Source organism: Gordonia caeni, from assembly GCF_039537105.1.
GTDB classification, from domain to species: Bacteria; Actinomycetota; Actinomycetes; order Mycobacteriales; family Mycobacteriaceae; genus Gordonia; species Gordonia caeni.
On the sequence record NZ_BAAAZW010000002.1, the window covers coordinates 330,856 to 352,744 of the forward strand.

Below are 21,889 nucleotides of genomic sequence, written 5' to 3' on the forward strand. Positions count from 1 at the left end.
TCAGCTCACCCATCCGGCGAGGACGGCGATCGGAATGCTGATGTCGCCGACCATCACCACGACCGCGAACACCAGGGCCACCAGCGCCCACACCTGCCGGGTGCGGCGGCCGGTGACGCCGAAGTCGGTGGCCAGCGTCCACAGCCCGTGCACCAGATGCAGGGCCAGCATCAGCATCACCGCGATGTAGAACAGGGCCATCGGCCAGCGCTGGAAGCTCTCCACCAGGTTGGCGTAGGCGTGCGAGGTGTCCTGCGTGGGGGCGGTGAAACCGCTCGGGGCGATCGGTCGGGTGCCCGTCGTCAGATCCAGGACGTGCACGACGATGAAGACCAGCAGGACCAGCCCGGTGTACGGCATCAGGGTGGCCGGCACCCGCCGCCAGCCCATGCCGGTGCGGCGGAAGGCGCCTTTGGCGCGCCGCGCGCGGACGATCAGCACGAGCGAGGCGCCGACGTGGGCGGCCAGGGCGAGCAGCAGCACCGCCCGGAAGATCCACAGCGCCCCCTCGTAGGGCAGCAGCGGCTCGGCCAGCGTGCGCAGCCAGTGCGCGTAGTCGTCGAAGTGCTCGGCCCCGGTGTAGACCTTCAGGTTCCCGATCATGTGCACCAGGACGTACAGCGCGAACACGGTGCCGCTGACCGCCATGGTCACCTTGAGGGTGACGGTCGACGGCCGCGGCGCCCGCCCGTCCGGCATCGGGGTGACCGGATCCGGTCGCGGTACCGCGACCGGTGCGGTGATCGATCCCATGGGCGCTCCTGGCTGAACGTGGCGCGGGGGCTGGCCGCGGCTACGCGCAGGACATTAGTCCAGAACCTGCGCGGCCGCGCGCGAACGCTGCCCGCGCCGGCTCAGTCGAGAGGGCCGGTCGGCAGCAGGCGGCGCACCAGTTTGCCGGTCGGATTGCGGGGGAGGTCTTCGACGAAGACCACGTCGCGCGGGACCTTGTACCGCGCCAGGTGCGCTTTCACGTGCGCGCGCAGATCGTCGGGATCGGGGGTGGCGCCCTCGGTCGGCACCACGAAGGCGCGCAGGCGGGTGCCGTACTCGACGTCGTCCACGCCGATCACCGCGATGTCGGCGACGTCGGGGTGCTCGGCGAGCATGTTCTCCACCTCGAGCGGGTACACGTTCTCGCCGCCGGAGACGATCATGTCGTCGTCGCGGCCGGCGATGAACCAGAGGCCGTCCCGGTCGACGTAAGCCATGTCGCCGGTGGACATGTAGCCGTCGATGATCTCCTTGTTGCGGCCGTCGGAGTAGCCCTCGAACGGGGCGCCGTTGCGGACGAACAGCCGACCGCTGGTGTTGGTGGCGCTCACCCGGGTGCCGTCGTCGTCGAACAGGGCCAGGTAGCTGCTGATCGGCGGCTTGCCGACGGTGCCGGGGGCTTTGCGCAACTCCTGCGGCTGAGCGATCGCGGCGATGGCCACCTCGGTGGAGCCGTACAGGTTGTAGAGGACGTCGCCGAAAGTGTCCTGGAACTCCTCGCACAGCGTCGGCGAGAGGGCGGAGCCGGCCACGACGACGGTCTTGAGCGACGAGGTGTCGTACTTGCCGATCACTTCGGGGCCGAGAGCGAGGATTCGGTGCAACATGGTCGGCACCGCGACCAGCATCTCAGCCTTGTGCCGGTCGATAGCGGCGAGCGTCTTCTCCGCGTCGAAGCGGCGCAGCGTCACCGTCTCGTTGCCCAGCGCCGTGCCGACCGCCCAGGTGGCGAAGCCGGTGGAGTGGAACAGCGGCGAGACGATCACCATCGACTTCTGCTTCGGCAGCGGAATCCGGTCGAGCAGCAGGGCGCTGGTGAACGGCGAGAACTTGGAGCGCTGTGCCCCCTTGGGCAGTCCGGTGGTGCCGCTGGTCAGGATGATCATGCCGCCCCAGGTCTTGGGTCGTGGGGGCAGGGACGTCCGACCGGTCGAGACGACGTCGTCGAGGGTGCGTGCCCCGGGGTGCAGCGGCCGCTCGCCGTCGACCCAGGTGACGATGCGAGGCATCTCGGGCAGGCCGTCGGCGAGGTCGGAGAACTCCTCGTCGTACAGGATCGCCTGAAGGCCTTCGCGCTCGGCGACCTCGGCGAACTGGGTCGCGCCGAAACCGGTGTTCATCAGTGCCAGCCGGATGCCGGAGCGGCCGACCGCGCACTGGGCCAACGGAATGGCACGGTGGTCGCGGGCGATGATGCCGATGACCGAGCCCGGCCCCAGGCCCGCCCCCAGAAGGGTGTTGGCCAGGGCGTTGGCCTGATCGCTGAACTCACGCCAGGTGAGCGTGCCGCGCTCGTCGGAGACGGCCGGCAGATCCGGGATGTCCTCGGCGTTGTGGCCGATGACCGTGGCCATCGGGCCGATCACCTTGCTGCTCTTGACCGTGTCGATCACGCGGCCCGGCCGTTTCAGATCGGTGACCCCCGCCTCCCGAAGCACGCGGCTCGCGCCGAGGGCGTCCTTGAGTTGTTCGAGCTTGTAACTCAGCTTCGGCATGGAGTGCATTCCCCTGACTCGCGGCATGCTCGCCGCCCTAGATGTCCGATTTAAGGTGTGTCGCCGGTCACAGTACTTGGGTCGAGCGGCTTGTGCCATCCCTGCGTTCATCTGGGGCCGAACAACTGATAACAAAGGTTATCCGATAGTGGCGGTCCGTGTCCGGACTGCGGCGACAACGTCGCGCATGTGATGGTGGTGGGATGAGCGCACCGAGCCCCGATCAGGTGAGAGTCTTCGAGCGGGTGCACGCGGATCTGCCGCGGCAGGCGCCGGGGTCGACGGCCACCACCGAGTTGCTGCTCGCATCGCCGGAGCCTCGCTGCCGCCGGCGCCGCGGATCCTCGACATCGGGTGCGGACCGGGCGCCTCGAGTGTTCCGCTGGCGCAGTTCACCGGTGGTTCGGTGCTCGCGGTCGACGTGCATCGCCCGTTCCTCGACGCCGTCCAGGTACGGGCGCGCGAGGCCGGTGTCGCCGATCGGGTCTCCGTGCGGGAAGCGCGGATGGAGGACCTGCCCGTCGAGCCCGCCACCGTCGACCTGATCTGGGCCGAGGGGTCGGCGTACCTGATGGGGTTCGACGACGCGCTCGTCGCCTGGCGCGGGCTGCTCGCGCCGGAGGGCGTGGCGGTACTGACCGAGGCGGAGTACGTGACGGACGAACCGTCCACCGGTGCCCGTACCTTCTGGGAGGCGGCGTATCCGGCCATGCGGACCACCGCGGAGAACGTCGCCGCGTGTCAGCGCGCCGGCTGGGAAGTACTCGGCACCTATCTGCTGCCCAGCTCCGACTGGCTCGAGTACTACGGGCCGATGCGGCTGCGCGTGGAAGAGCTCCGCGCCGAAGGGGTCGACGAGGGGCTGCTCGCGCCGATCGTGGAGGAGATCCGGGTTCGGCAGCTGTACGGGCGCGACTACGGCTACACCGGATACGTGCTCCGTCCCCGGCGGCGACCGGCGGGCGGAGAGTACGGCGTGGGATGACGGCTGCTGACGGACCGATTTGTGGTCCGTGCCCGACGTCGTGCATACTTGTCGGGTTGCCTCTGATGAGGCGATGAACCCCTCCGGACCGCGAAACGCGGAGCCGGGCGTGTAACGCGTGCTCTTTTAGAGTCACGGTCACGACACGCCCGACCGCGGGTGCCGGAGGAAGCGTACAACGACGAAAAGAACAGCGTCGATCGCGTCCATGTCAAGGACGTTGGTCATGTGTGGCTCCGTTGCCGCCCGCCCTCACGGCGGGTGTGAGTCCACGCGGTGTTCTGCTCGGCGAGAGACATACAGACGGAAGAGGACACAGCGTGGCGGGACAGAAGATCCGCATCAGGCTCAAGGCCTACGACCACGAGGCGATCGACGCTTCTGCGCGCAAGATCGTGGAGACCGTGACCCGCACGGGTGCACGCGTGGTCGGCCCGGTGCCGTTGCCCACCGAAAAGAACGTGTACTGCGTCATCCGTTCGCCGCACAAGTACAAGGACAGCCGCGAACACTTCGAGATGCGCACGCACAAGCGACTCATCGACATCCTCGACCCGACGCCGAAGACGGTCGACGCGCTGATGCGCATCGACCTGCCGGCCAGCGTCGACGTCAATATTCAGTGACGGGGGACTAGACAATGAGCAACCAGACTGCAAAGAAGGGCCTGCTGGGCACCAAGCTCGGCATGACCCAGGTCTTCGACGAGAACAACCGGGTCGTCCCGGTGACCGTCGTCGCGACCGGCGGAAACGTCATCACCCAGCTCCGCACCGACGAGCGCGACGGCTACTCGGCCGTGCAGCTCGCCTACGGCGCTATCGACCCGCGCAAGGTGAACAAGCCGGTCACCGGCCAGTTCTCCAAGGCCGGCGTCACGCCGCGCCGCCACCTCGCTGAGATCCGCGTTGCGGACGTCTCGGAGTTCGAGGTCGGCCAGGAGCTCGGCGCCGACCTGTTCGCCGACGGTGTCAAGGTCGACGTGACCGGCACCTCGAAGGGCAAGGGCTTCGCCGGCGTCATGAAGCGTCACGGCTTCGCGGGCGCCAACGCGACCCACGGTGCGCATCGCGTGCACCGTTCGCCCGGTTCCATCGGTGGCTGCGCCACCCCGGGCCGTGTGTTCAAGGGCATGCGGATGGCCGGCCGGATGGGTAACGACAAGGTGACCACTCAGAACCTCACCGTCTTCAAGGTGGATCCCGAGGCCGGTCTCCTGCTGATCAAGGGCGCGATCCCCGGCCGCAAGGGCGGCATCGTGGTGGTTCGCGACGCTGTGAAGGGTGGCGACAAGTGAGCACCGAAACTCAGGCCAAGCTGACGCTGGACGTCCGCACTCCGGCTGGAAGCACCGACGGCACCGTCGATCTGCCTGCCGAGCTGTTCGACGTGACGGCCAACATCGCGCTGATGCACCAGGTGGTCGTGGCCCAGCAGGCCGCCGGCCGCCAGGGAACGCACTCGACCAAGACCCGTGGCGAGGTCCGCGGCGGTGGCGCCAAGCCGTACCGCCAGAAGGGCACCGGCCGCGCCCGTCAGGGTTCGACCCGCTCGCCGCAGTTCGTCGGCGGCGGTGTGGTCCACGGCCCGCAGCCGCGCGACTACACGCAGAAGGTCAACAAGAAGATGAAGACCGCCGCCCTGCGCGGTGCTCTCTCGGACCGGGCGCGCAACGAGCGCATCCACGTGGTCACCGAGTTGGTCGAGGGCCAGGCGCCGTCGACCAAGTCGGCCCGCAAGTTCATCGCCGATCTCAGCGATCGCCGCAAGTTCCTGGTGGTTCTCAGCCGCGAGGACGAGGCAGCGCGCAAGAGCATCGCGAACCTGCAGAACGTGCACGCGATCGCTCCGGATCAGCTGAACACCTACGACGTTCTCGACTCCGATGACATCGTGTTCAGCGTCGAGACGCTGAACGCCTTCATCGAGGCGAACACCAAGAAGGAGGCCTGAGGATGACCACGCACGCTGATCCGCGCGACATCATTCTGGCGCCGGTGATCTCGGAGAAGGCCTACGGCCTGCTGGAAGAAAACCAGTACACGTTCCTGGTCCACCCGGATGCCAACAAGACCCAGATCAAGATCGCTGTCGAGAAGATCTTCGACGTCAAGGTCACCAGCGTCAATACCGCCAACCGCGAGGGCAAGCGCAAGCGCACTCGTTACGGCTACGGCAAGCGCAAGGACACCAAGCGCGCCATCGTGACGCTGCGTGAAGGCAGCAATCCCATCGAGATCTTCGGGGGCCCGGTCGCCTGACCGGTGCGCTCTGAGAGAGGGACTACAGACTCATGGCTATTCGTAAGTACAAGCCGACGACTCCGGGCCGCCGTGGCTCGAGCGGATCGGACTTCGCCGAGGTCACTCGTGACCACCCGGAGAAGTCGCTGATCCGCCCGCTGCACAGCACCGGTGGTCGCAACGCGCACGGCCGGATCACCACCCGGCACCGTGGTGGCGGGCACAAGCGCGCCTACCGCCTGATCGACTTCCGTCGCAACGACAAGGACGGCATCAACGCGAAGGTCGCTCACATCGAGTACGACCCGAACCGCACCGCGCGGATCGCGCTGCTGCACTACTTCGACGGTGAGAAGCGGTACATCATCGCCCCCAAGGGCCTGAAGCAGGGTGATGTGGTCGAGTCCGGCCCCAACGCCGACATCAAGACCGGCAACAACCTGCCGCTGCGCAACATCCCGACCGGTACCCAGATCCACAACGTGGAGCTGCGTCCGGGCGGCGGCGCCAAGATGGGCCGGTCCGCCGGCGCTTCGATCCAGCTCCTCGGCAAGGAGGGCCCGTACGCGAGCCTTCGTATGCCGTCGGGCGAGATCCGCCGTGTCGACGTGCGCTGCCGCGCCACCGTCGGCGAGGTGGGCAACGCCGAGCAGTCGAACATCAACTGGGGCAAGGCCGGCCGCATGCGGTGGAAGGGCAAGCGCCCCACCGTTCGTGGTGTCGTGATGAACCCGGTCGACCACCCGCACGGCGGTGGCGAGGGCAAGACCTCCGGTGGTCGTCACCCGGTCAGCCCGTGGGGTCAGCCTGAGGGCCGCACCCGTAAGAACAAGGCCAGCGACCAGATGATCGTCCGTCGTCGTCGTTCCGGCAAGAACAAGCGATAACTAGGAGGAGGTAAGAAAATGCCACGTAGCCTGAAGAAAGGCCCGTTCGTCGACGACCACCTCCTGAAGAAGGTGGATGCGCAGAACGAGAAGGGCACCAAGCAGGTCATCAAGACCTGGTCCCGCCGCTCGACCATCACCCCGGACTTCATCGGTCACACGTTCGCCGTCCACGACGGCCGCAAGCATGTGCCGGTGTTCATCTCGGACAACATGGTCGGTCACAAGCTGGGCGAGTTCGCACCCACCCGCACCTTCAAGGGTCACATCAAGGATGACCGGAAAGCGAAGCGCCGGTAAACCATGACTACGCAGACTGAAAACCCCGTGCAGAGCGCGCGTGCGACCGCCAAGTTCGTGCGCGTCACGCCGATGAAGGCGCGTCGTGTGATCGATTTGATCCGCGGCAAGAACGTCGACGAGGCACTGGACATCCTGCGGTTCGCACCGCAGGCCGCCAGTGAGCCCGTCTCCAAGGTGCTCGCCAGCGCCGTCGCCAACGCCGAGAACAATCTCGGCCTGGACCGTCGCACCCTGGTGATCACCGAGGCGTTCGCAGATGAGGGCCCGACCATGAAGCGGTTCCAGCCGCGTGCTCAGGGTCGTGCCTTCCGGATCCGCAAGCGCACCAGCCACATCACCGTGGTGGTGTCGAGCGTCGGCGAGGTCGGCGATCGTAAGCGCTCGCGTCAGCAGAAGAAGAAGGGAGCCTGACAGTGGGCCAGAAGATCAACCCGCATGGCTTCCGCCTCGGTATCACGACTGACTGGAATACCCGGTGGTACGCCGACAAGCAGTACGCCGAGTACGTCAAGGAAGACGTCGCGATCCGCAAGCTGCTGAACACCGGACTCGAGCGCGCCGGCATCTCGGGTGTCGACATCGAGCGCACCCGTGACCGGGTCCGCGTCGACATCCACACCGCGCGTCCGGGCATCGTGATCGGCCGCCGCGGCGCCGAAGCCGACCGCATTCGCGGCGAACTGGAGAAGCTCACCGGCAAGCAGGTGCAGCTGAACATCCTCGAGGTGAAGAACCCCGAAGCGGATGCGCAGCTCGTGGCCCAGGGTGTCGCCGAGCAGCTGAGCAACCGTGTGGCGTTCCGCCGCGCGATGCGCAAGGCCATCCAGTCCGCCATGCGTCAGCCGGGCGTCAAGGGCATCCGTGTCCAGTGCTCGGGCCGTCTCGGCGGCGCCGAGATGAGCCGCAAGGAGTTCTACCGCGAGGGACGCGTGCCGCTGCATACGCTGCGCGCCGACATCGACTACGGCTTCTTCGAGGCGAAGACCACCTTCGGCCGTATCGGCGTGAAGGTCTGGATCTACAAGGGCGACATCGTCGGTGGACGTCGCGAGCAGGCTGCGGTCGCTCCGGCAGCCGAGGACCGTCGTTCCCGTCGGCCGAGCCGCCCGCGTCGCAGCGGTGCGTCCGGCACCACCGGAACCAGCACCGAGGCCGGCCGCGCTGCGGCCACCGCGGAAGCCACCGCGCCTGCTCCCGAGCAGGCCGAGAACCAGGAGGGCTGAGGCATGTTGATCCCTCGTCGGGTCAAGCACCGGAAGCAGCACCACCCGAGCCTGAAGGGCCAGGCGAAGGGCGGGACCAAGGTCACCTTCGGCGACTACGGAATCCAGGCGCTCGAGAGCGCCTACATCACCAACCGTCAGATCGAGTCCGCTCGTATCGCGATCAACCGCCACATCAAGCGTGGCGGCAAGGTCTGGATCAACATCTTCCCGGACCGCCCGATCACGAAGAAGCCCGCCGAGACCCGCATGGGTTCCGGTAAGGGTTCGCCCGAGTGGTGGGTCGCCCCGGTGAAGCCGGGTCGCGTCCTGTTCGAGATGAGCTACCCCAATGAGGAGACCGCTCGCGAGGCCCTGCGTCGCGCGCAGCACAAGCTCCCCATGAAGACCCGGATCGTGACCAGAGAGGAGCAGTTCTGATGGCACTCGGAATCGCTGCTGGTGAGCTTCGTGAGCTCGCCGACACCGACCTGGTCGATCGCCTGAAGGAGGCGAAGGAAGAGCTCTTCAACCTTCGTTTCCAGATGGCCACCGGCCAGCTCGACAACAACCGCCGCCTGCGGACCGTGCGTCGCGAGATCGCACGTATCTACACCGTCATGCGCGAGCGTGAGCTGGGCCTCGCGTCCGGTCCGGAAGGTGACGACGCATGAGTGAGGACCAGAACGTGAACGTCGAAGATCGCAACCGCCGCAAGGAGCGGATCGGTTACGTCGTCAGTGACAAGATGGACAAGACCATCGTGGTGGAGCTCGAGGATCGCGTGAAGCACCCGCTTTACGGCAAGATCATCCGCACCACCAGCAAGGTTAAGGCGCACGACGAAGAGCAGGTGGCCGGCGTCGGCGACCGCGTTCGTCTGATGGAGACCCGACCCACGTCGGCGACCAAGCGCTGGCGTCTGACGGAGGTGCTGGAGAAGGCCAAGTAGGCCCGCTCCCAGCCTTCCGCTGAGCATCCGATCGGCCCGATTCCCCGCTGGGGAGTCGGGCCGATCGCTGTCGTAGGCGGGTGTTCACAGATCTTGGCCGGGGGTGCCGGGAGTTCCCGGGCCTCCGGGGGAGGTGCCTGCGCCGCCGAGGCCGGAGCTGCCGCCGGAGCCGCCCGGGTTTCCGTCGCCGCCGTTTCCACCGTTGCCGCCGTCGCCGCCTAAGCTGGGGCCGCCGCTGCTATCAGCATTGCCGCCATTGCCGCCGGCACCGCCGTCGCCACCCGGTCCCCCGCCGATTCCGTCACCGCCGTTACCGCCATGACCACCGTCTCCGCCCAGGGTGGGGAGGTTCGGATGATTGGCGACTCCGCCGTTGCCCCCGTCTCCGCCGTTTCCTCCGGCAGCCCCCCTGCCGCCGTGTCCGCCGTTCCCTCCGTGTCTAGGAGCTATTGAGTTCGTGCTCCAGGAGACGTCGCAGCCGTTGCCGCCGCTTCCTCCGTTTCCGTCCGCTCCCCGCGTTCCGGCATTACCGAAGAGCCCGCCGTTGCCCCCGGCGGCGCCGACTCCGCCGTTGCCGCCGTTGCCGCCGTTGCCGGCCGATATCGCGCTCAGTCCGGCTCCCCCGCGTCCGCCGTTACCGCCGTCGCCTCCAGTGCCTCCGTTTCCGCCATTGCCGACCAGGAAACCGCCGCGGCCTCCGGCGCCTCCGGTGGCGCCGTTGCCACCGTTGCCCCAGATCAGCCCGGCGTCGCCGCCGTCAGGACTGGACTCGGTGCCGTCGGCGCCGTCGCCGATGAGCAGGAGACCGAAGGTGGCCAGGCGCCAGTCGCCGGTGCCGGGGCTGTCGCCAGGTACGTGGCTGATGGTGATGATGATCAGGTCGAGGGTGAAGCCGTCGGTGTCGGTCGCGCGCAGCAGTGTCGGGACGGCGGTGGGAGCCGCGGTCGGCGTGGTGTTTGCGGCGGGTGTAGCCAGGGTGGTCAGGCTGGGCAGGGAGGTGGGGGCCATCCGGCTACTACTCGGTGGGGTGGTCGTATCGGCGGTATCGGTGCCGACGGTGTCGGTCAGGGATCGTCCGGTGGTGGCCAACAGCGTGGCGTCGACCCGGGCTGCCAGGTTGCGCAGTCCGGCGGTGGCGTCGGAGCGCTGCGCCGCAGCGGCGAGCAGACGCAGGGCCTGCAGGGTGTTGACAGGTGTTGATCCGGTGGTGTGGTGCCGGGTGGGACCGGCCGCCTGCAGTTGAGTCGTCAGGGCCGCCAGCCCGTATCCGGCACTCTGCTGCTGGGTGGCGGCGTGGACTGTCGAGGAGACGGGTGCGGCCAGGACGGTGCCGGTGAGGACGGCTGTCGAGGCGAAGACGATGCCGCAGCGGGTGCGGGTGGTGCTGGTGGTCATGGCCGGTGTCGCTCCGTGAGGTGGGAGTCGGCTGATCGAGACGACAACCCGGGAGTCACAGGCTGGTGTGGCCGCGCTTTCGTGGCATGAGTCGGCACCCTGGTGAATATGTGGCAAGGACGCTACGGCAAACAGTGCCGCCATGGGGCGAATTCAGTAAACGCGCTGTCACACGATCCTGTTGCCGGCGCTCTTGCATCGATGCGTCGACCGCGTTTATTCGGGCGTGTTTCGCGAAATTATCGCAGAGTTCGGCTGCCCGAATCGTCGGCTAATTCGCAGGACAAAGCGGCAGAATTCTCTAAAACCAAAGACCGGTCCGCTTCCGGCGTAATTCTGGAAATCTGTGTTATCTAATGGGCGGAGACGCAAAGGGTGTCGACCACCCATCGAATCCGACATTTCGGTAGCCCTTGTCAACGGTTGCATCGGTGCGAACCAGCGCTGAGACCACAGCGGGATCCGCGCCGATGATCCGGGTCGGCTCGACTCCTCGAGGCGACATTCACGCCGTGGCAGACCGGTGCTCGACGACGGTCGGCGCGGCGATGCTCCAGGGTGATCGTTGACCGCCGAAGGGGCCAGGCGTCGACAGCAGTCTCCGTGCTGGGTGCAGATCTGCATTTCACCGGGCATTGGGGCGTCGCGGTGACGCTCGCTGGCGCGGCGCGACGGGTGGCGGGAGATCCGCGGTGTTCGTCGGCCAGGAGTTGCGCGGGGGTGCCGGCCGTCGATCCGATCGGCCGAGTGGCGGTGCGGGAGCTGGACGAAGGGGTCGCGAAGCGGCTCCCGCGGGGCCGGGATCGGTTGGGCTGAGTTTGAATAATTGCAGGTCAATTGGAAATACGCATTAGTAGCCCAGTGGTCGATGGCGGCATCCATTTTGTGAGGGTTTAGAAGGATACGTAACCTGCATTCAGTCTCAGTTTCCTGGTCTCTGCAACAGATTTGTCGGTGGCGACGATAACCTGGGTAACGGGAGTGTCTCTTGTCACCTGCGGGCGCAATAGTGAGGCGCTCCCGAAGACCTAACAGCCCAGGTGAGAAGGAATTTATGGCGGCCCTTGACGGCGCCCTCGGCGATGGCGGAGTGCGGTCCGGCTCTTCTGCCGTCTCCGGTAACGGGGTCCGCCGAGCGATCGATCCCCTGCAGGACACCATGCCCTGGGTACCGGAGGACGATCCGACGCTGCAGCAGTTGCGTGACTGGCGACGCGAACTCAACGCCGAGGCCGACGGGTCGGGTTCTTCATGGTCGACGGATACCGTGGCTCGGCACGTCGGCGAGTCGGGAGAGGTCGCGGTCCGACCCGCTGTGAAGCCGGCCGCAGAAACGGGCCCCGGGCCTGGAGGACAGACAGCACGGCCACAGCCCCTGCACGCGGATTTCCCGCCATCGGCACCGCCGCGCCGGCGCCGGCACGGCCGGCGCGAGGGCGACCAGGTGCCCGGTACCGGGGCCTGGGCCATCCCCGGATTGGCGTGGCCCCGTCAGCCCGAGCCGGTCATCGACGAGCCGGCCCGTCCGGTGCCGCCACGGCCGTTGCCGGCGGGGCGGCATGTCGGTTGGGATGTCACGCGCGCCGAACCCGCGCCGCCGCTGAGCCCGGACGAGCTGGCGAAAGCGCAGGCGAGCACCGTCGCGTTCCCCGCGCTGGACCTGGTGCCCGTCGGGGAGAACGTCGACCTGGAGATCGCCATCGAGGCCAAGGGCCTGCGCAAGGTCTTCAACGACCAGGTCGCTGTCGACGGCGTGAGCTTCTCGGTGCCGAAGGGCCGGATCATCGCGATCCTCGGCCCCAACGGCGCGGGTAAGACGACCACGGTCAACATGCTCTGCACGCTGCTCAAGCCGGACGGCGGCAGTGCGACGGTCAACGGCTTCGATGTGGAGAAGAACGCAGCCGACGTCCGCCGGTCGGTGATGCTCACCGGCCAGTTCGCCGCCCTGGACGAGGGATTGACCGGCCGCGAGAACCTGGTGATGTTCGGACGGCTGCTCGGACTGTCGAAGGCCGCGGCGAAGCGCCGCGCTGCCGAGCTGCTGGCCACGTTCGGTCTCGAAGCCGCCGCCAACCGGAAGGTCGGCCAGTACTCGGGCGGCATGCGGCGCCGCATAGACATCGCATGCGGGCTGGTCACCCAGCCCACCGTCGTCTTCCTCGACGAGCCCACCACCGGGCTCGACCCGCGCAGCCGGCAGGAGGTGTGGGCACTGGTAGAGAAGCTGCGGTCACAGGGCGTTACGGTGCTGCTCACCACGCAGTATCTGGAAGAGGCGGACGTCCTGTCGGACCGGATCGTGGTGATCGACCACGGAAAGGTGATCGCCGAGGGGACTTCCGACGAGCTCAAGAGCGCGACCGGTGCGGCGTACTGCGAGGTGACCCCGGTGCATCCGGCGTACTTGCCGCGGCTGCGCGGTGCGCTCAAGGATCTGCTGGGCCCCACCGCCGCCGATGTCGACACCCCCGACGGGACCCTGTCGGTGCCCGCACCGGACGGACCGGCGACGCTCTCGCTGGTGCTCAAGCGCACCGAGCGTGCCGAGGTCCCGCTCGCTGACATCGCCCTGCGCCGCCCGTCGCTCGACGAGGTGTTCCTGGCTCTGACCGACCCCGATGCCGCGCGGACCGTGGCCCCGGAGGGCAGCGAGGCGACGACATGACCGCCGTCGTCGACGTCGTGCCCGCCGCGCCCGAGGCTCCTGCGGCGCGGATCAGTGCGCTGCAACAGTGGTGGGTGCTCACCTGCCGCGGTCTTTTGAAGGTGTTCCGGAACGGCGAGTTCATCTTCGCCTTCCTTTCCCCGGCACTGCTGGCTGTGTGCTTCTTCTTGCCGCTGCGCAAGGTGGTGGCCGAGGTGACCGACGGCGGGATCGACTACGCCCAGTTCCTGATGCCGATCATCATGCTTCAGTCGATGGCCTTCGTGGCGTCGGCGTCGGCCATGCGCTCGGCCCTCGACGGCCAGGAAGGCGTCCACACCCGATTCCGCGTGATGCCGATGCCCGCTGTCGTGCCCTTCCTGGCGCGCACGGCGACCAACGTGGTCCTGCTGCTGGTCGCGCTGATCTGCGGCGTGGCCGCGTGCCTGATCATGGGCTGGCGGCCGTTGCCCCTCGACGAGGACGGCGGCGGCGTCACCGGTGCCCTGATCGCCATCGCGATCGTCGGTGTCTTCGGACTGATCTTCGCGCTCCTATCCGACGCATTGGGCCTGGTCGCCAAGACCCCCACCGCCACCAGCCAGCTCGTCGCCTTCCCCACGCTGATCCTCGGCATGCTGTCGACGGGATTCATTCCGCTGGCGATGTTCCCGGAGTGGATCCGCGGCTTCGTCCGCAATCAGCCGATCTCGCAGATCACCAAGGCCATGCGGGAGGCGATGGAGGGGCGGCTCATCTGGGACGGGCTGGCGCCGACGGTGTGGTGGGCGCTGGGCCTGCTGGCCCTGGCGCTCGTGCTGTTCGGATTCGCCGCACGGGAGGCGAATCGATGACTATGCAGACAGCCGTCGGCGCGGCTGATATACCGAGGTCCTTGCCTGAGAGCTCAATAGGGGCGTGGTGGAGCCAGGCGATGATCCTGACTGGTCGCCAGTTGGCCGTCGCGTTTCGGGACCCGGCAACGCTGATTCAAGTGCTAATCTTTCCGATCCTCACCATGGTGATGTTCAAGGTGGTGCTCGGTGACATCATCGGCAGGGCGACCGGGCAGGACAGCGCTTACGGAACCGTGCCGCTCGTGGTGTTGACCAGTGCGATGTTCGGGTCAGTGGTCGCAGCCACGCGACTGAACCTGGAACGCAAGACGGGGCTACTCAGCCGGCTCTACGTGCTGCCGATCAATCGCGCCGCCGACTTCACCTCCCGAGTGCTGGGCGAATCGGTACGTGCACTTCTGACGACCATCGTGCTCATCGCCTGCGGATTCGCGATCGGCTTCCGTTTCACGCAGGGCGCCGGCCCGGCGATCGGGCTATTCGCCGTCGCGGTGGCCTATGCGAGCGCCTTCGCGATGCTGGCGCTGGCGCTGGCGGTCAACGCCTCCCCCGGGGCGCCATTAGTGCCCTATTTGGGGATGCTTGCGAGCCTGATGATGTTCTTCAACTCCGGATTCTCGCCTGTGGGTGCGTATCCGGGATGGCTGCAGCCGATCGTCGCGAATCAGCCGATGACCCCGGCCATCGACCTTATGCGTGCCCTCGCCGCTGGTGGTCCAATCCTCGGCAACCTGGTCAAGGTCGTCGTGTGGACCGTCGTGGTGATCAGTCTGACGACGTACCCGGCACTGCGCGGCTACCGGAAGGCGGCGGTGGGCTCGTGACTGGGGCTTCCGATAGCACGCACGTCGCATCCGTGCGGCTCGGTGCAGCAGAGCAGGGCGGGCATCGATTGGTGATCTTACGGCCAAGCGTGGTGCGCGGCAGTGGCGGCGGAGCAGGGCGACGATTGATGTCCCGGTCGATTAGTTCTTCTCCTCCGGGTCGACGAGGCATAAAGAGTTGTAGACGTACAACGATGACTAGGTGTAAGAGGGGGACCCAGTGACGCAGCAATTGGCAGACGTTAGTGGTTCCGGAGATGCGAGGAACGGTAGGGAGCAGAGGGACCTGTTCCCTCTGACTCCTGCGCAGCGTGGAATGTGGTTTGCCGACAAGCTCGCAGCGGACTATTCAGTGAACATCGCACAGTATATCGACATCCGCCACGAGCCTGGAGACTTGGATGTCGATCTTCTGGTCGATTGCAGCTATGCAGTCGGTCGAGAACTGGAGACACCATACATTCGACTTGCCATGGTCGACGGAGTCCCTATGCAGTACGTCGACTTTGAGTATGACCAGAAGATCGACCTCTATGACCTCCGTGCCCGAGAGGATCCGGTCAAGGCGGCTCTGGCCTGGATCAACAAGGAGTTTCGGCGACCGATAGATCTGATCAACGATCAATTGATCGTGGTCGCGATCATCAAAGTCGCCGACGACCACACGATTCTCTACCAGCGTGCGCACCATCTGATCGTCGACGGCTACGCCGCGTTGACCAATCTGCGACGGGTTCTCGAGCGTTACAACGCGATGCGGCGCGGAGAGGAAGTGGCGGCGAAACCGGTTGGCACTCTCGCCGACATCGTTGCCTATGAGGAGAGCTACCGGACTAGCACCCGACGCCAGACGGATCGGACCTACTGGCAAGTACGTACTCAAGACCTGCCCGAGCGCGTGACACTCGCGCAATCGAATACCGATGCTCCGCTGTCGTTCGACAATGCCGTCGCCGGCGGAACTCTCGCCAATGCCTTGCAGCGAGATCTGGAACTCGTGGCTCGAGAGATGAACAGTTCAGTAGCAGTGGTTTTGACCGCCGCCTTCAGTGCATTCCTCGCCCGGATGACCGGGGGAGATGACATCGTACTGAGCCTCGCTGTCAGCGGCCGGACCACAGCACGAGTCCGGAACTCCGGCGGAATGGTTTCTAACGTACTACCCATCCGCCTCGGTGGCGTCCGGGCGTCGACGGTGGCTGAACTGATCCGTTCCGCACAGTTGGAACTGACTGGTGCACTGCGCCATCAGCGCTACCGCACAGAGGATATTCGCCGCGACTCCGGCCTCGAGGATTCGTCGGTGGGCTTTGGACCAGTCATCAATATGGTGCTCTTCGACTCGCCCGTCGAGATTGACGGAGCAGACCTCGACTATCGAATATTGTCCTCGGGCATTCTCGAGGATTTGCTGATCAATCTGTACCAGCCCGGGCCGGGCGAACCCCTTGTAGTGGATCTGCACGGGAATCCTCACCTCTACACGAGCGAGGACCTCGCCGGCCATCACGGACGCTTCGTAGTGTTCCTCGAGCGACTCTTGAGTGACCTCGATCGAACGATCTCGGCGATCGAGCTGGTAGGTGCTGACGAGGGGATCCGGCTAGCCCAGGCCGAACGCGGTGCGCAGGCTGTGGACCTGGGCAGCCCAGACCTGCTGACGGCGTTCACCAGACAGGCGGCGGCGGCGCCTGAAAGTACGGCGTTGGTCTCGGGCGACCGGAGTCTTACGTATCAAGAGCTCGCCACGCGGGTCGAGGTGCTCGCCACCCTGCTACGTGAAGCGGGCGTGGGACCTGAGGTGGCGGTGGCGGTGGCCCTGCCTCCTTCGCTGGAATTGGTTGTGGCGACCTACGCGATCATCTCGGCGGGAGGACAGTGTGTCCCGATCGGTACAGGGGCGCCTGGTGATCGGGCCGCCCGGATCATGTCGATCGCCGATGCCCGTATTCTCCTGGTCCACGCCGACTATCCGGGTCTCGTGGCAGCTGCGTCGGCAGAGTATGCGTCGATTCCGGTGTGGAGAATCGACGCTGCAGAGGAGGTGGACCAGACTACCCGATTCGCCATTGTGGACGAGCGAGACAAACCTGTGCCGGAGTCGGCCGTCGGTACCTTCTTCGAGCCCGGATCGGCCTCGAGTCGGCGAGGGGTCATCGTTGAACACAGAGCTGTCCTGAACCAGTTGCACTGGGGCGGTGGCGAATTCGGGTACTCGGCTGATGACGTCGTCGTGCACGCGATGCCGCCCGCTGCAGGCGGCTCGGTCGTCGGCTTGTTCGCGCCGCTAGTGGCGGGAGCAACGATGGTGCTCCCGGACGGCGACGGGGGGGCCGATCCGCAGAGTTTGCTTGACGACATCGCCCGGACCGGAGCGACGTCGGTGTACTGCGATCCTGCGACACTCTCGACAATGGTCGAGATGAAGGCTGCGGATACCGCTCTCGACTCGTTGCGGTCGATCACGGTCAGTGGTGGGGAACTGACACCTGAGGTGGCCTCACAGGCTCGGCAAGCGTGGCGATCGATCGCTCTCCGCAGGATGCGTGGTTGGGCGGAAACAGCAGGTCAGATCATCCTTCGTGAGCCGGAGTTGGATGACCTCGACACCTCGGTGGCGATCGGCACCCCGGCATGGAACTCGACGGCGATGGTGCTCGACGAGCGTCTGAAACGTGTGCCGGTCGGAGTGCCCGGCGAGCTCTACCTTGGCGGAGCGCAACTGGCGCGCGGATATGCGTCACGGCCCGATGTCACCGCCGAACGAATCGTTGCCAACCCCCACGGACGTCGCGGCGAACGGATGTTCCGTACTGGTGATCGGGTCCGGCGCCTGTCCGACGGTCGACTGGAACTTCTCAGCCGGTCGATTCCCCGTGAATTGAAGTACTGGATCGACGAACTCGATGGGCTCGAAGGGGCGGACTACTTAGGGGTGCAGCGGCAGGAGGCATCGCGTACTGCCGAGTCCCGCAGTTCTATCGAGCGTCTGCTGCCCGGCGACGCCACAGCTGAGTTGGAAGCTCTGGCAGATCGACTGCGGGTCACGCCGTTCCAACTCCTTCATGCTGCGCTCTCGGTTGTGCTTGCACGGCTTTCTGGACGTTCCGATATCGCGGTGAAGGCGACGATCGCTGGCGAGATCAGGGCGACCGATGCGGTGCAGGCTCGGCAGTTCGACGATTGTCTGGTCATCCGCACTGAGATCAGTCCAAGTACCACTTTGAACGAGGTGATCGCGGCAGGTCGCGTGCAAGTGGCGAGGGCACAGCGCTACGCCGATATCACTTTCGAAGACGTCGATGCTGCGCTGGCGTCCACTGGTCGGACTCCGATTCAGATCATGAGTCGATGGCAGCGCCGAGGCGCACAGACTCCTGTCAGGCACCGGTCCGGCCATGGTGCGACTGCCGATGTCGAGATCACCTTCACCCAAATAGACGAGCCCGATAATACGAGTATCGGAATAGGGGTTAGCTATTCGCCGGGCTTTGCGGGTGTGGTGTCCATGGAGGCCCTCGCCGGCCAGATTCTCCGTGTCGTGACCGCACTGATGGCCCAACCCACAGCAGCGGTTGGGTCCGTGGACTTAGTGTCGACCTCCACGATCCGTGATCTGACGGAGATCCGACCTGTCGGCTCGCCCGGCACACTTCGCGATTTGATCATCGATCTCGAACACCGAAAAGATCGTTCACCGGTTGCGATCTCCGGGGCCCGCCGCGTGGAGCGACCTCACTTTGAGTCTTATACCAGTCAGCTCGCACGTGAACTGATCAGCCGAGGTGTTGGCCCTGGAGTGGTGGTAGCAATTGCGATCGCCCGATCGGCAGAATCGGTAATTGCAACGGTCGCAGTGGCAAAGACCGGCGCGGCATTCGTCAGTATTGACCCGCGCTATCCGGTGGAACGCCAAACGACGATGCTGTCCGACAGTGGCGCCAAGCTTGGGTTGTGCGCGTCAGCGGCCGGGGTGACGCTCGACACGGAGTCGTGGCCGGACATGGCCTGGATCGACCTCAGTGACCCGGATGTGGAGCGGCGGATAGCGGGATACTCCGTCGCGCCGGTCGAGGACGATGAACTAACCCGACGTCCGGATATAGACGACCTCGCGTACCTTATCTACACGTCGGGCTCGACGGGAGTACCCAAAGCGGCAGCCGTTCCGAACCGGGGACTCCGCAATTTCACCGCTAACCAACTGGACAAGTTCGGCCTCACGAGTGCCGACAAGGTCGTCCACGTAGCTTCGCCGAGCTTCGACGCCTCAGTGCTCGAATTGTTGAGCGCAATCGGGTCGGGGGCTGAACTCGTAGTGGCACCCGCCATGGTGTACGCAGGCGCCGACCTGGAGTCGCTGATCACGGAAAATGGTGCGACGCACATATTCCTGACGCCTTCAGTGCTCGCGACAGTCGATCCCGACAAGGTCCCCTCGCTGCGTAACGTGATGGCCGGTGGCGAGGCTCTCCCACAGGAGATCATGCGACGATGGGCGCGGGACGACTCGAGCGGGTCGCCCCGTCTGTTCAATTGCTATGGGCCGACCGAGAACACCATTTACGCCGTGTGGTCTGACGCACTGACCGATCCCGAGGCGCAGGTGCCTCTCGGCCGCCCGCTGGATGGAGTGCGAGCTTACATCCTGGATCTGTGTCTGCGTCCGGTACCTGACGGAGTCGCCGGCCAGTTGTATCTTGCGGGCCCTCAACTCGCGCACGGGTATCACAACCGTTCGGGACTGTCGGCGACTACCTTTATTGCCGACCCATTCGTACCTGGCGACCGTATGTATGCCACCGGAGATCGCGTAGTACGTGCAGGCGGTGGTGACCTGTTCTTCCAGGGGCGGATCGACTTTCAGCTCAAGATCCGCGGTCAGCGTGTGGAGCCGGGTGAGGTAGATGCGTTGCTCGGGCGCCACCGGGACGTGATCAACTCGGTGACAGTGGGAGTCGAGGGACCTGGTGGTCACACGGCCTTGGTGTCGTATGCACAGACGCGGTCAGCGTCGAAGGTGACTCCCGACGATCTGATCAACTATCTCGTACACCGGCTGCCGGGACACATGGTGCCGCAGCGCATCCTATTGGTCGAAGACTTCGCACTCACGGCCGTCGGAAAGATCGACAGACGTGCATTGCCGGACGTCGACCTCTCCACGAACCGTGAGTACGTGGCGCCCAGGACGCCTCTCGAAGAAGTGATCGCCGAGATCTTCGCTCGGATCCTCGGAGTGAATCGGGTGAGTGTCGATGTCGGATTCTTCGAAGCTGGTGGCGATTCGCTTGCAGCGGTGAAACTTGCGACTGCATTGGCTGAGGCCACTGGACGGCGCCTTGCGGTGGAGACCTTGCTTGAGGCATCAACGATTGCTCAGATCGCGGAGCATATGGAGACCATTGCGCACGATTCCGCTGTCGATTCGGCACTGACACCGCAGCCGCGGCCGGATGTGGTCCCTGTGTCCGAGGTCCAGCGTGGAATGTGGTTGCTGAACCGGACAGACCCGGATTCTCCGGCATACAACATTGCCTTCGCGCTGCGGCTCTCTGGGGAACTAGACCCGGATATTGTGAAGGCGGCCGCGACGGACCTGGTTGAACGACAGGTTGCGTTGCGCACCTATTACCCGATGGTCGACGGGGAGCCGGCACAGCGGGAGGCATCGGTCGATGCCGTCCTCGAGGGCCTTGAACTCGACCCGGTGGATGTTTCCGAATCGCCTCTCGAAATCGTCGCACGAACTGTCGGTCGCGGTTTCGACGTTACAGCGGAACCTCCATTTCGGATGGCCCTGTTGCGGACGGGAGTAAGTGAGCACATCGTTGTTTTCGTGGTACACCACATTAGTGCGGACGGGTCATCACTGAAGGTCTTGGCGAATGACTTCCTCGGTTCGGCTGGCATGCGAATGCAGGGCCGGGCGCCGGAGTTTGTTCCGCTGAGTGTTGACTATCTGGACTTCACCTTGTGGCAGCGTGACCGCCTGGCAGTCGTCACAGAGACTGGCGAAACTGAACGGCAACGTCAGCTTGCGTACTGGAGAACGAGGTTGACAGGGGCACCGGAACAACTGAGCCTTCCCGCAGATCGCCCTCGACCGCAGACTCCATCCTTCGTCGGTGCAAGCGTTGAATTCAAGATTCCCGCAGGGTTGGTCACCCGACTCGAATCGATCGGCCGTGGCCGGAATGCAACTATTTTTGATGTGGTGCATAGTGCCTACGCGGTGTTTCTCGGGCGTATGGCGAGCACCGACGACGTCGTCATCGGCACCGCGTACGCGGGCCGGGTGGATCCTGCGTTGGAGAACCTGGTTGGCATGTTCGTCAACAGTTTGCCGTTACGCTCACAACTACGTCGAGATGAAGGTTTCGACGCCCTGGTCAGCCGGGTTCACGCGGACAACTTGAAGGATATGTCGAATGCCGACGTCGCGTTTGAGTCGATAGTCGAAGCCACGGGAATCCGGCGCAGTAGTTCAATTAATCCGGTCTTTCAGGCAATGCTTCTATTCCAGAATTTTGAGTTCCCGGTCGTCGAGCTTCCCGGCTTAACGATAACGCTGGTAGATGAAGGGTTCACGGCCGCCCAAGTCGACTTGCAGCTCACGATCTACCCATCCGACCCGCTGCAACTCGGCGCACAATCGTCGGGCGAATCGATGCGGGCAGCATTCGTATACGCCACGGACCTCTTCGACCCTGCGACCATCGAGAAATACAGTGAGCGTTTTATGTCCGTGCTTGAGGCAGTCGCGGAGGAGCCGGAAATAGAGGTCGGCGATATTTCCATTGCAGGACATGCAGACCTTGTCACAGTCCCGGACAACAGTTCGGCACCGATTTCCCTCGTTCATTTCGTTGAAGAAAAAGCGGCTGTGGAGCCTAGCCGAGTAGCAGTCAGTTACTCCGGTACCGCAATCACCTTCGGGGACCTGGCGGCGATGACTACCGTACTGACTGCGTCGCTACCGGACGCTGATTCGGCGCTGGTGACTGCTTTGATGAGCCTGATTCCGGACCTGGCCACGGCAGGCGCCGAGGCACTCGGCGAAGTTATGGCCTCGATTCGCCAGAACGAAGCCTGATACCGACGA

19 protein-coding genes are annotated in these 21,889 nt (G+C 65.3%); 16 read left to right on the forward strand and 3 right to left on the reverse strand.

The annotated features are described in order from the left end of the window. Window positions 1-753 (reverse strand): succinate dehydrogenase cytochrome b subunit, encoded by a 753-nt coding sequence (locus ABD732_RS04310; RefSeq protein WP_344780942.1) that lies wholly within the window; start codon window positions 751-753, stop codon window positions 1-3. A 101-nt stretch (window positions 754-854) separates the two neighbouring features. Beyond that, a complete protein-coding gene (locus ABD732_RS04315; protein WP_344780944.1) occupies window positions 855-2,489 on the reverse strand; it encodes an acyl-CoA synthetase in 1,635 nt (544 codons plus the stop codon). 382 nt (window positions 2,490-2,871) lie between these two features. On the opposite strand from ABD732_RS04315, the gene ABD732_RS04320 reads away from it, so the two are divergent. From ABD732_RS04320 to rpsQ, 12 genes are all read left to right on the forward strand, one after another. Continuing rightward, window positions 2,872-3,474 (forward strand): SAM-dependent methyltransferase, encoded by a 603-nt coding sequence (locus tag ABD732_RS04320; RefSeq protein ID WP_344781274.1) that lies wholly within the window; start codon window positions 2,872-2,874, stop codon window positions 3,472-3,474. Window positions 3,475-3,794: 320 nt separating this feature from the next. After that, window positions 3,795-4,100: a 30S ribosomal protein S10 gene (gene rpsJ / locus ABD732_RS04325; RefSeq protein ID WP_003938093.1), complete on the forward strand. Its 306-nt coding sequence runs from the start codon at window positions 3,795-3,797 to the stop codon at window positions 4,098-4,100. A 14-nt stretch (window positions 4,101-4,114) separates the two neighbouring features. Continuing rightward, window positions 4,115-4,771, forward strand: a complete 657-nt coding sequence (rplC, locus tag ABD732_RS04330; RefSeq protein ID WP_344780946.1) for a 50S ribosomal protein L3 — start codon at window positions 4,115-4,117, stop codon at window positions 4,769-4,771. Further along, on the forward strand, window positions 4,768-5,427 hold the full coding sequence (gene rplD, locus ABD732_RS04335; protein WP_344780948.1) for a 50S ribosomal protein L4: 660 nt from the start codon (window positions 4,768-4,770) through the stop codon (window positions 5,425-5,427). Before rplC ends, rplD begins: the two co-directional genes overlap by 4 nt. 2 nt (window positions 5,428-5,429) lie before the next feature. Then, window positions 5,430-5,735, forward strand: coding sequence for a 50S ribosomal protein L23 (rplW, locus tag ABD732_RS04340; RefSeq protein WP_344780950.1), 306 nt, complete (start codon window positions 5,430-5,432; stop codon window positions 5,733-5,735). Between the two features lie 32 nt (window positions 5,736-5,767). Next, entirely contained in the window at window positions 5,768-6,604 is an 837-nt protein-coding gene (gene rplB, locus ABD732_RS04345) for a 50S ribosomal protein L2 (protein WP_344780952.1), read from the forward strand. Window positions 6,605-6,622: 18 nt separating this feature from the next. Then, window positions 6,623-6,904: a 30S ribosomal protein S19 gene (rpsS, locus tag ABD732_RS04350; protein ID WP_344780954.1), complete on the forward strand. Its 282-nt coding sequence runs from the start codon at window positions 6,623-6,625 to the stop codon at window positions 6,902-6,904. A 3-nt stretch (window positions 6,905-6,907) separates the two neighbouring features. Then, window positions 6,908-7,318 (forward strand): 50S ribosomal protein L22, encoded by a 411-nt coding sequence (gene rplV / locus ABD732_RS04355; RefSeq protein WP_344780956.1) that lies wholly within the window; start codon window positions 6,908-6,910, stop codon window positions 7,316-7,318. Window positions 7,319-7,320: 2 nt separating this feature from the next. Then, on the forward strand, window positions 7,321-8,130 hold the full coding sequence (gene rpsC, locus ABD732_RS04360; RefSeq protein ID WP_344780958.1) for a 30S ribosomal protein S3: 810 nt from the start codon (window positions 7,321-7,323) through the stop codon (window positions 8,128-8,130). A 3-nt stretch (window positions 8,131-8,133) separates the two neighbouring features. Further along, complete coding sequence (gene rplP, locus ABD732_RS04365) at window positions 8,134-8,550, forward strand: 50S ribosomal protein L16 (RefSeq protein ID WP_344780960.1); 417 nt, start codon at window positions 8,134-8,136, stop codon at window positions 8,548-8,550. Then, window positions 8,550-8,783 carry a 50S ribosomal protein L29 gene (gene rpmC / locus ABD732_RS04370; RefSeq protein WP_344780962.1) on the forward strand — a complete coding sequence of 78 codons (234 nt, stop codon included), beginning with the start codon at window positions 8,550-8,552 and terminating at the stop codon, window positions 8,781-8,783. Before rplP ends, rpmC begins: the two co-directional genes overlap by 1 nt. Then, window positions 8,780-9,061: a 30S ribosomal protein S17 gene (gene rpsQ / locus ABD732_RS04375; protein WP_344780964.1), complete on the forward strand. Its 282-nt coding sequence runs from the start codon at window positions 8,780-8,782 to the stop codon at window positions 9,059-9,061. The genes rpmC and rpsQ overlap by 4 nt, the downstream gene beginning before the upstream one ends. Window positions 9,062-9,145: 84 nt before the next feature. Here the strand turns inward: rpsQ and ABD732_RS04380 are convergent, their stop codons facing one another. Then, complete coding sequence (locus ABD732_RS04380; protein WP_344780966.1) at window positions 9,146-10,456, reverse strand: hypothetical protein; 1,311 nt, start codon at window positions 10,454-10,456, stop codon at window positions 9,146-9,148. Window positions 10,457-11,615: 1,159 nt separating this feature from the next. On the opposite strand from ABD732_RS04380, the gene ABD732_RS04385 reads away from it, so the two are divergent. The 4 genes from ABD732_RS04385 (at window position 11,616) to ABD732_RS04400 (ending at window position 21,880) form a co-directional block, all read left to right on the forward strand. Next, window positions 11,616-13,124: an ATP-binding cassette domain-containing protein gene (locus ABD732_RS04385; protein ID WP_344781276.1), complete on the forward strand. Its 1,509-nt coding sequence runs from the start codon at window positions 11,616-11,618 to the stop codon at window positions 13,122-13,124. After that, window positions 13,121-13,957, forward strand: coding sequence for an ABC transporter permease (locus tag ABD732_RS04390; RefSeq protein ID WP_344780968.1), 837 nt, complete (start codon window positions 13,121-13,123; stop codon window positions 13,955-13,957). Before ABD732_RS04385 ends, ABD732_RS04390 begins: the two co-directional genes overlap by 4 nt. Further along, window positions 13,954-14,784, forward strand: coding sequence for an ABC transporter permease (locus tag ABD732_RS04395; RefSeq protein ID WP_344780970.1), 831 nt, complete (start codon window positions 13,954-13,956; stop codon window positions 14,782-14,784). Before ABD732_RS04390 ends, ABD732_RS04395 begins: the two co-directional genes overlap by 4 nt. Window positions 14,785-15,016: 232 nt before the next feature. Beyond that, complete coding sequence (locus ABD732_RS04400; RefSeq protein WP_425552983.1) at window positions 15,017-21,880, forward strand: amino acid adenylation domain-containing protein; 6,864 nt, start codon at window positions 15,017-15,019, stop codon at window positions 21,878-21,880. Window positions 21,881-21,889 lie beyond the last annotated feature (9 nt).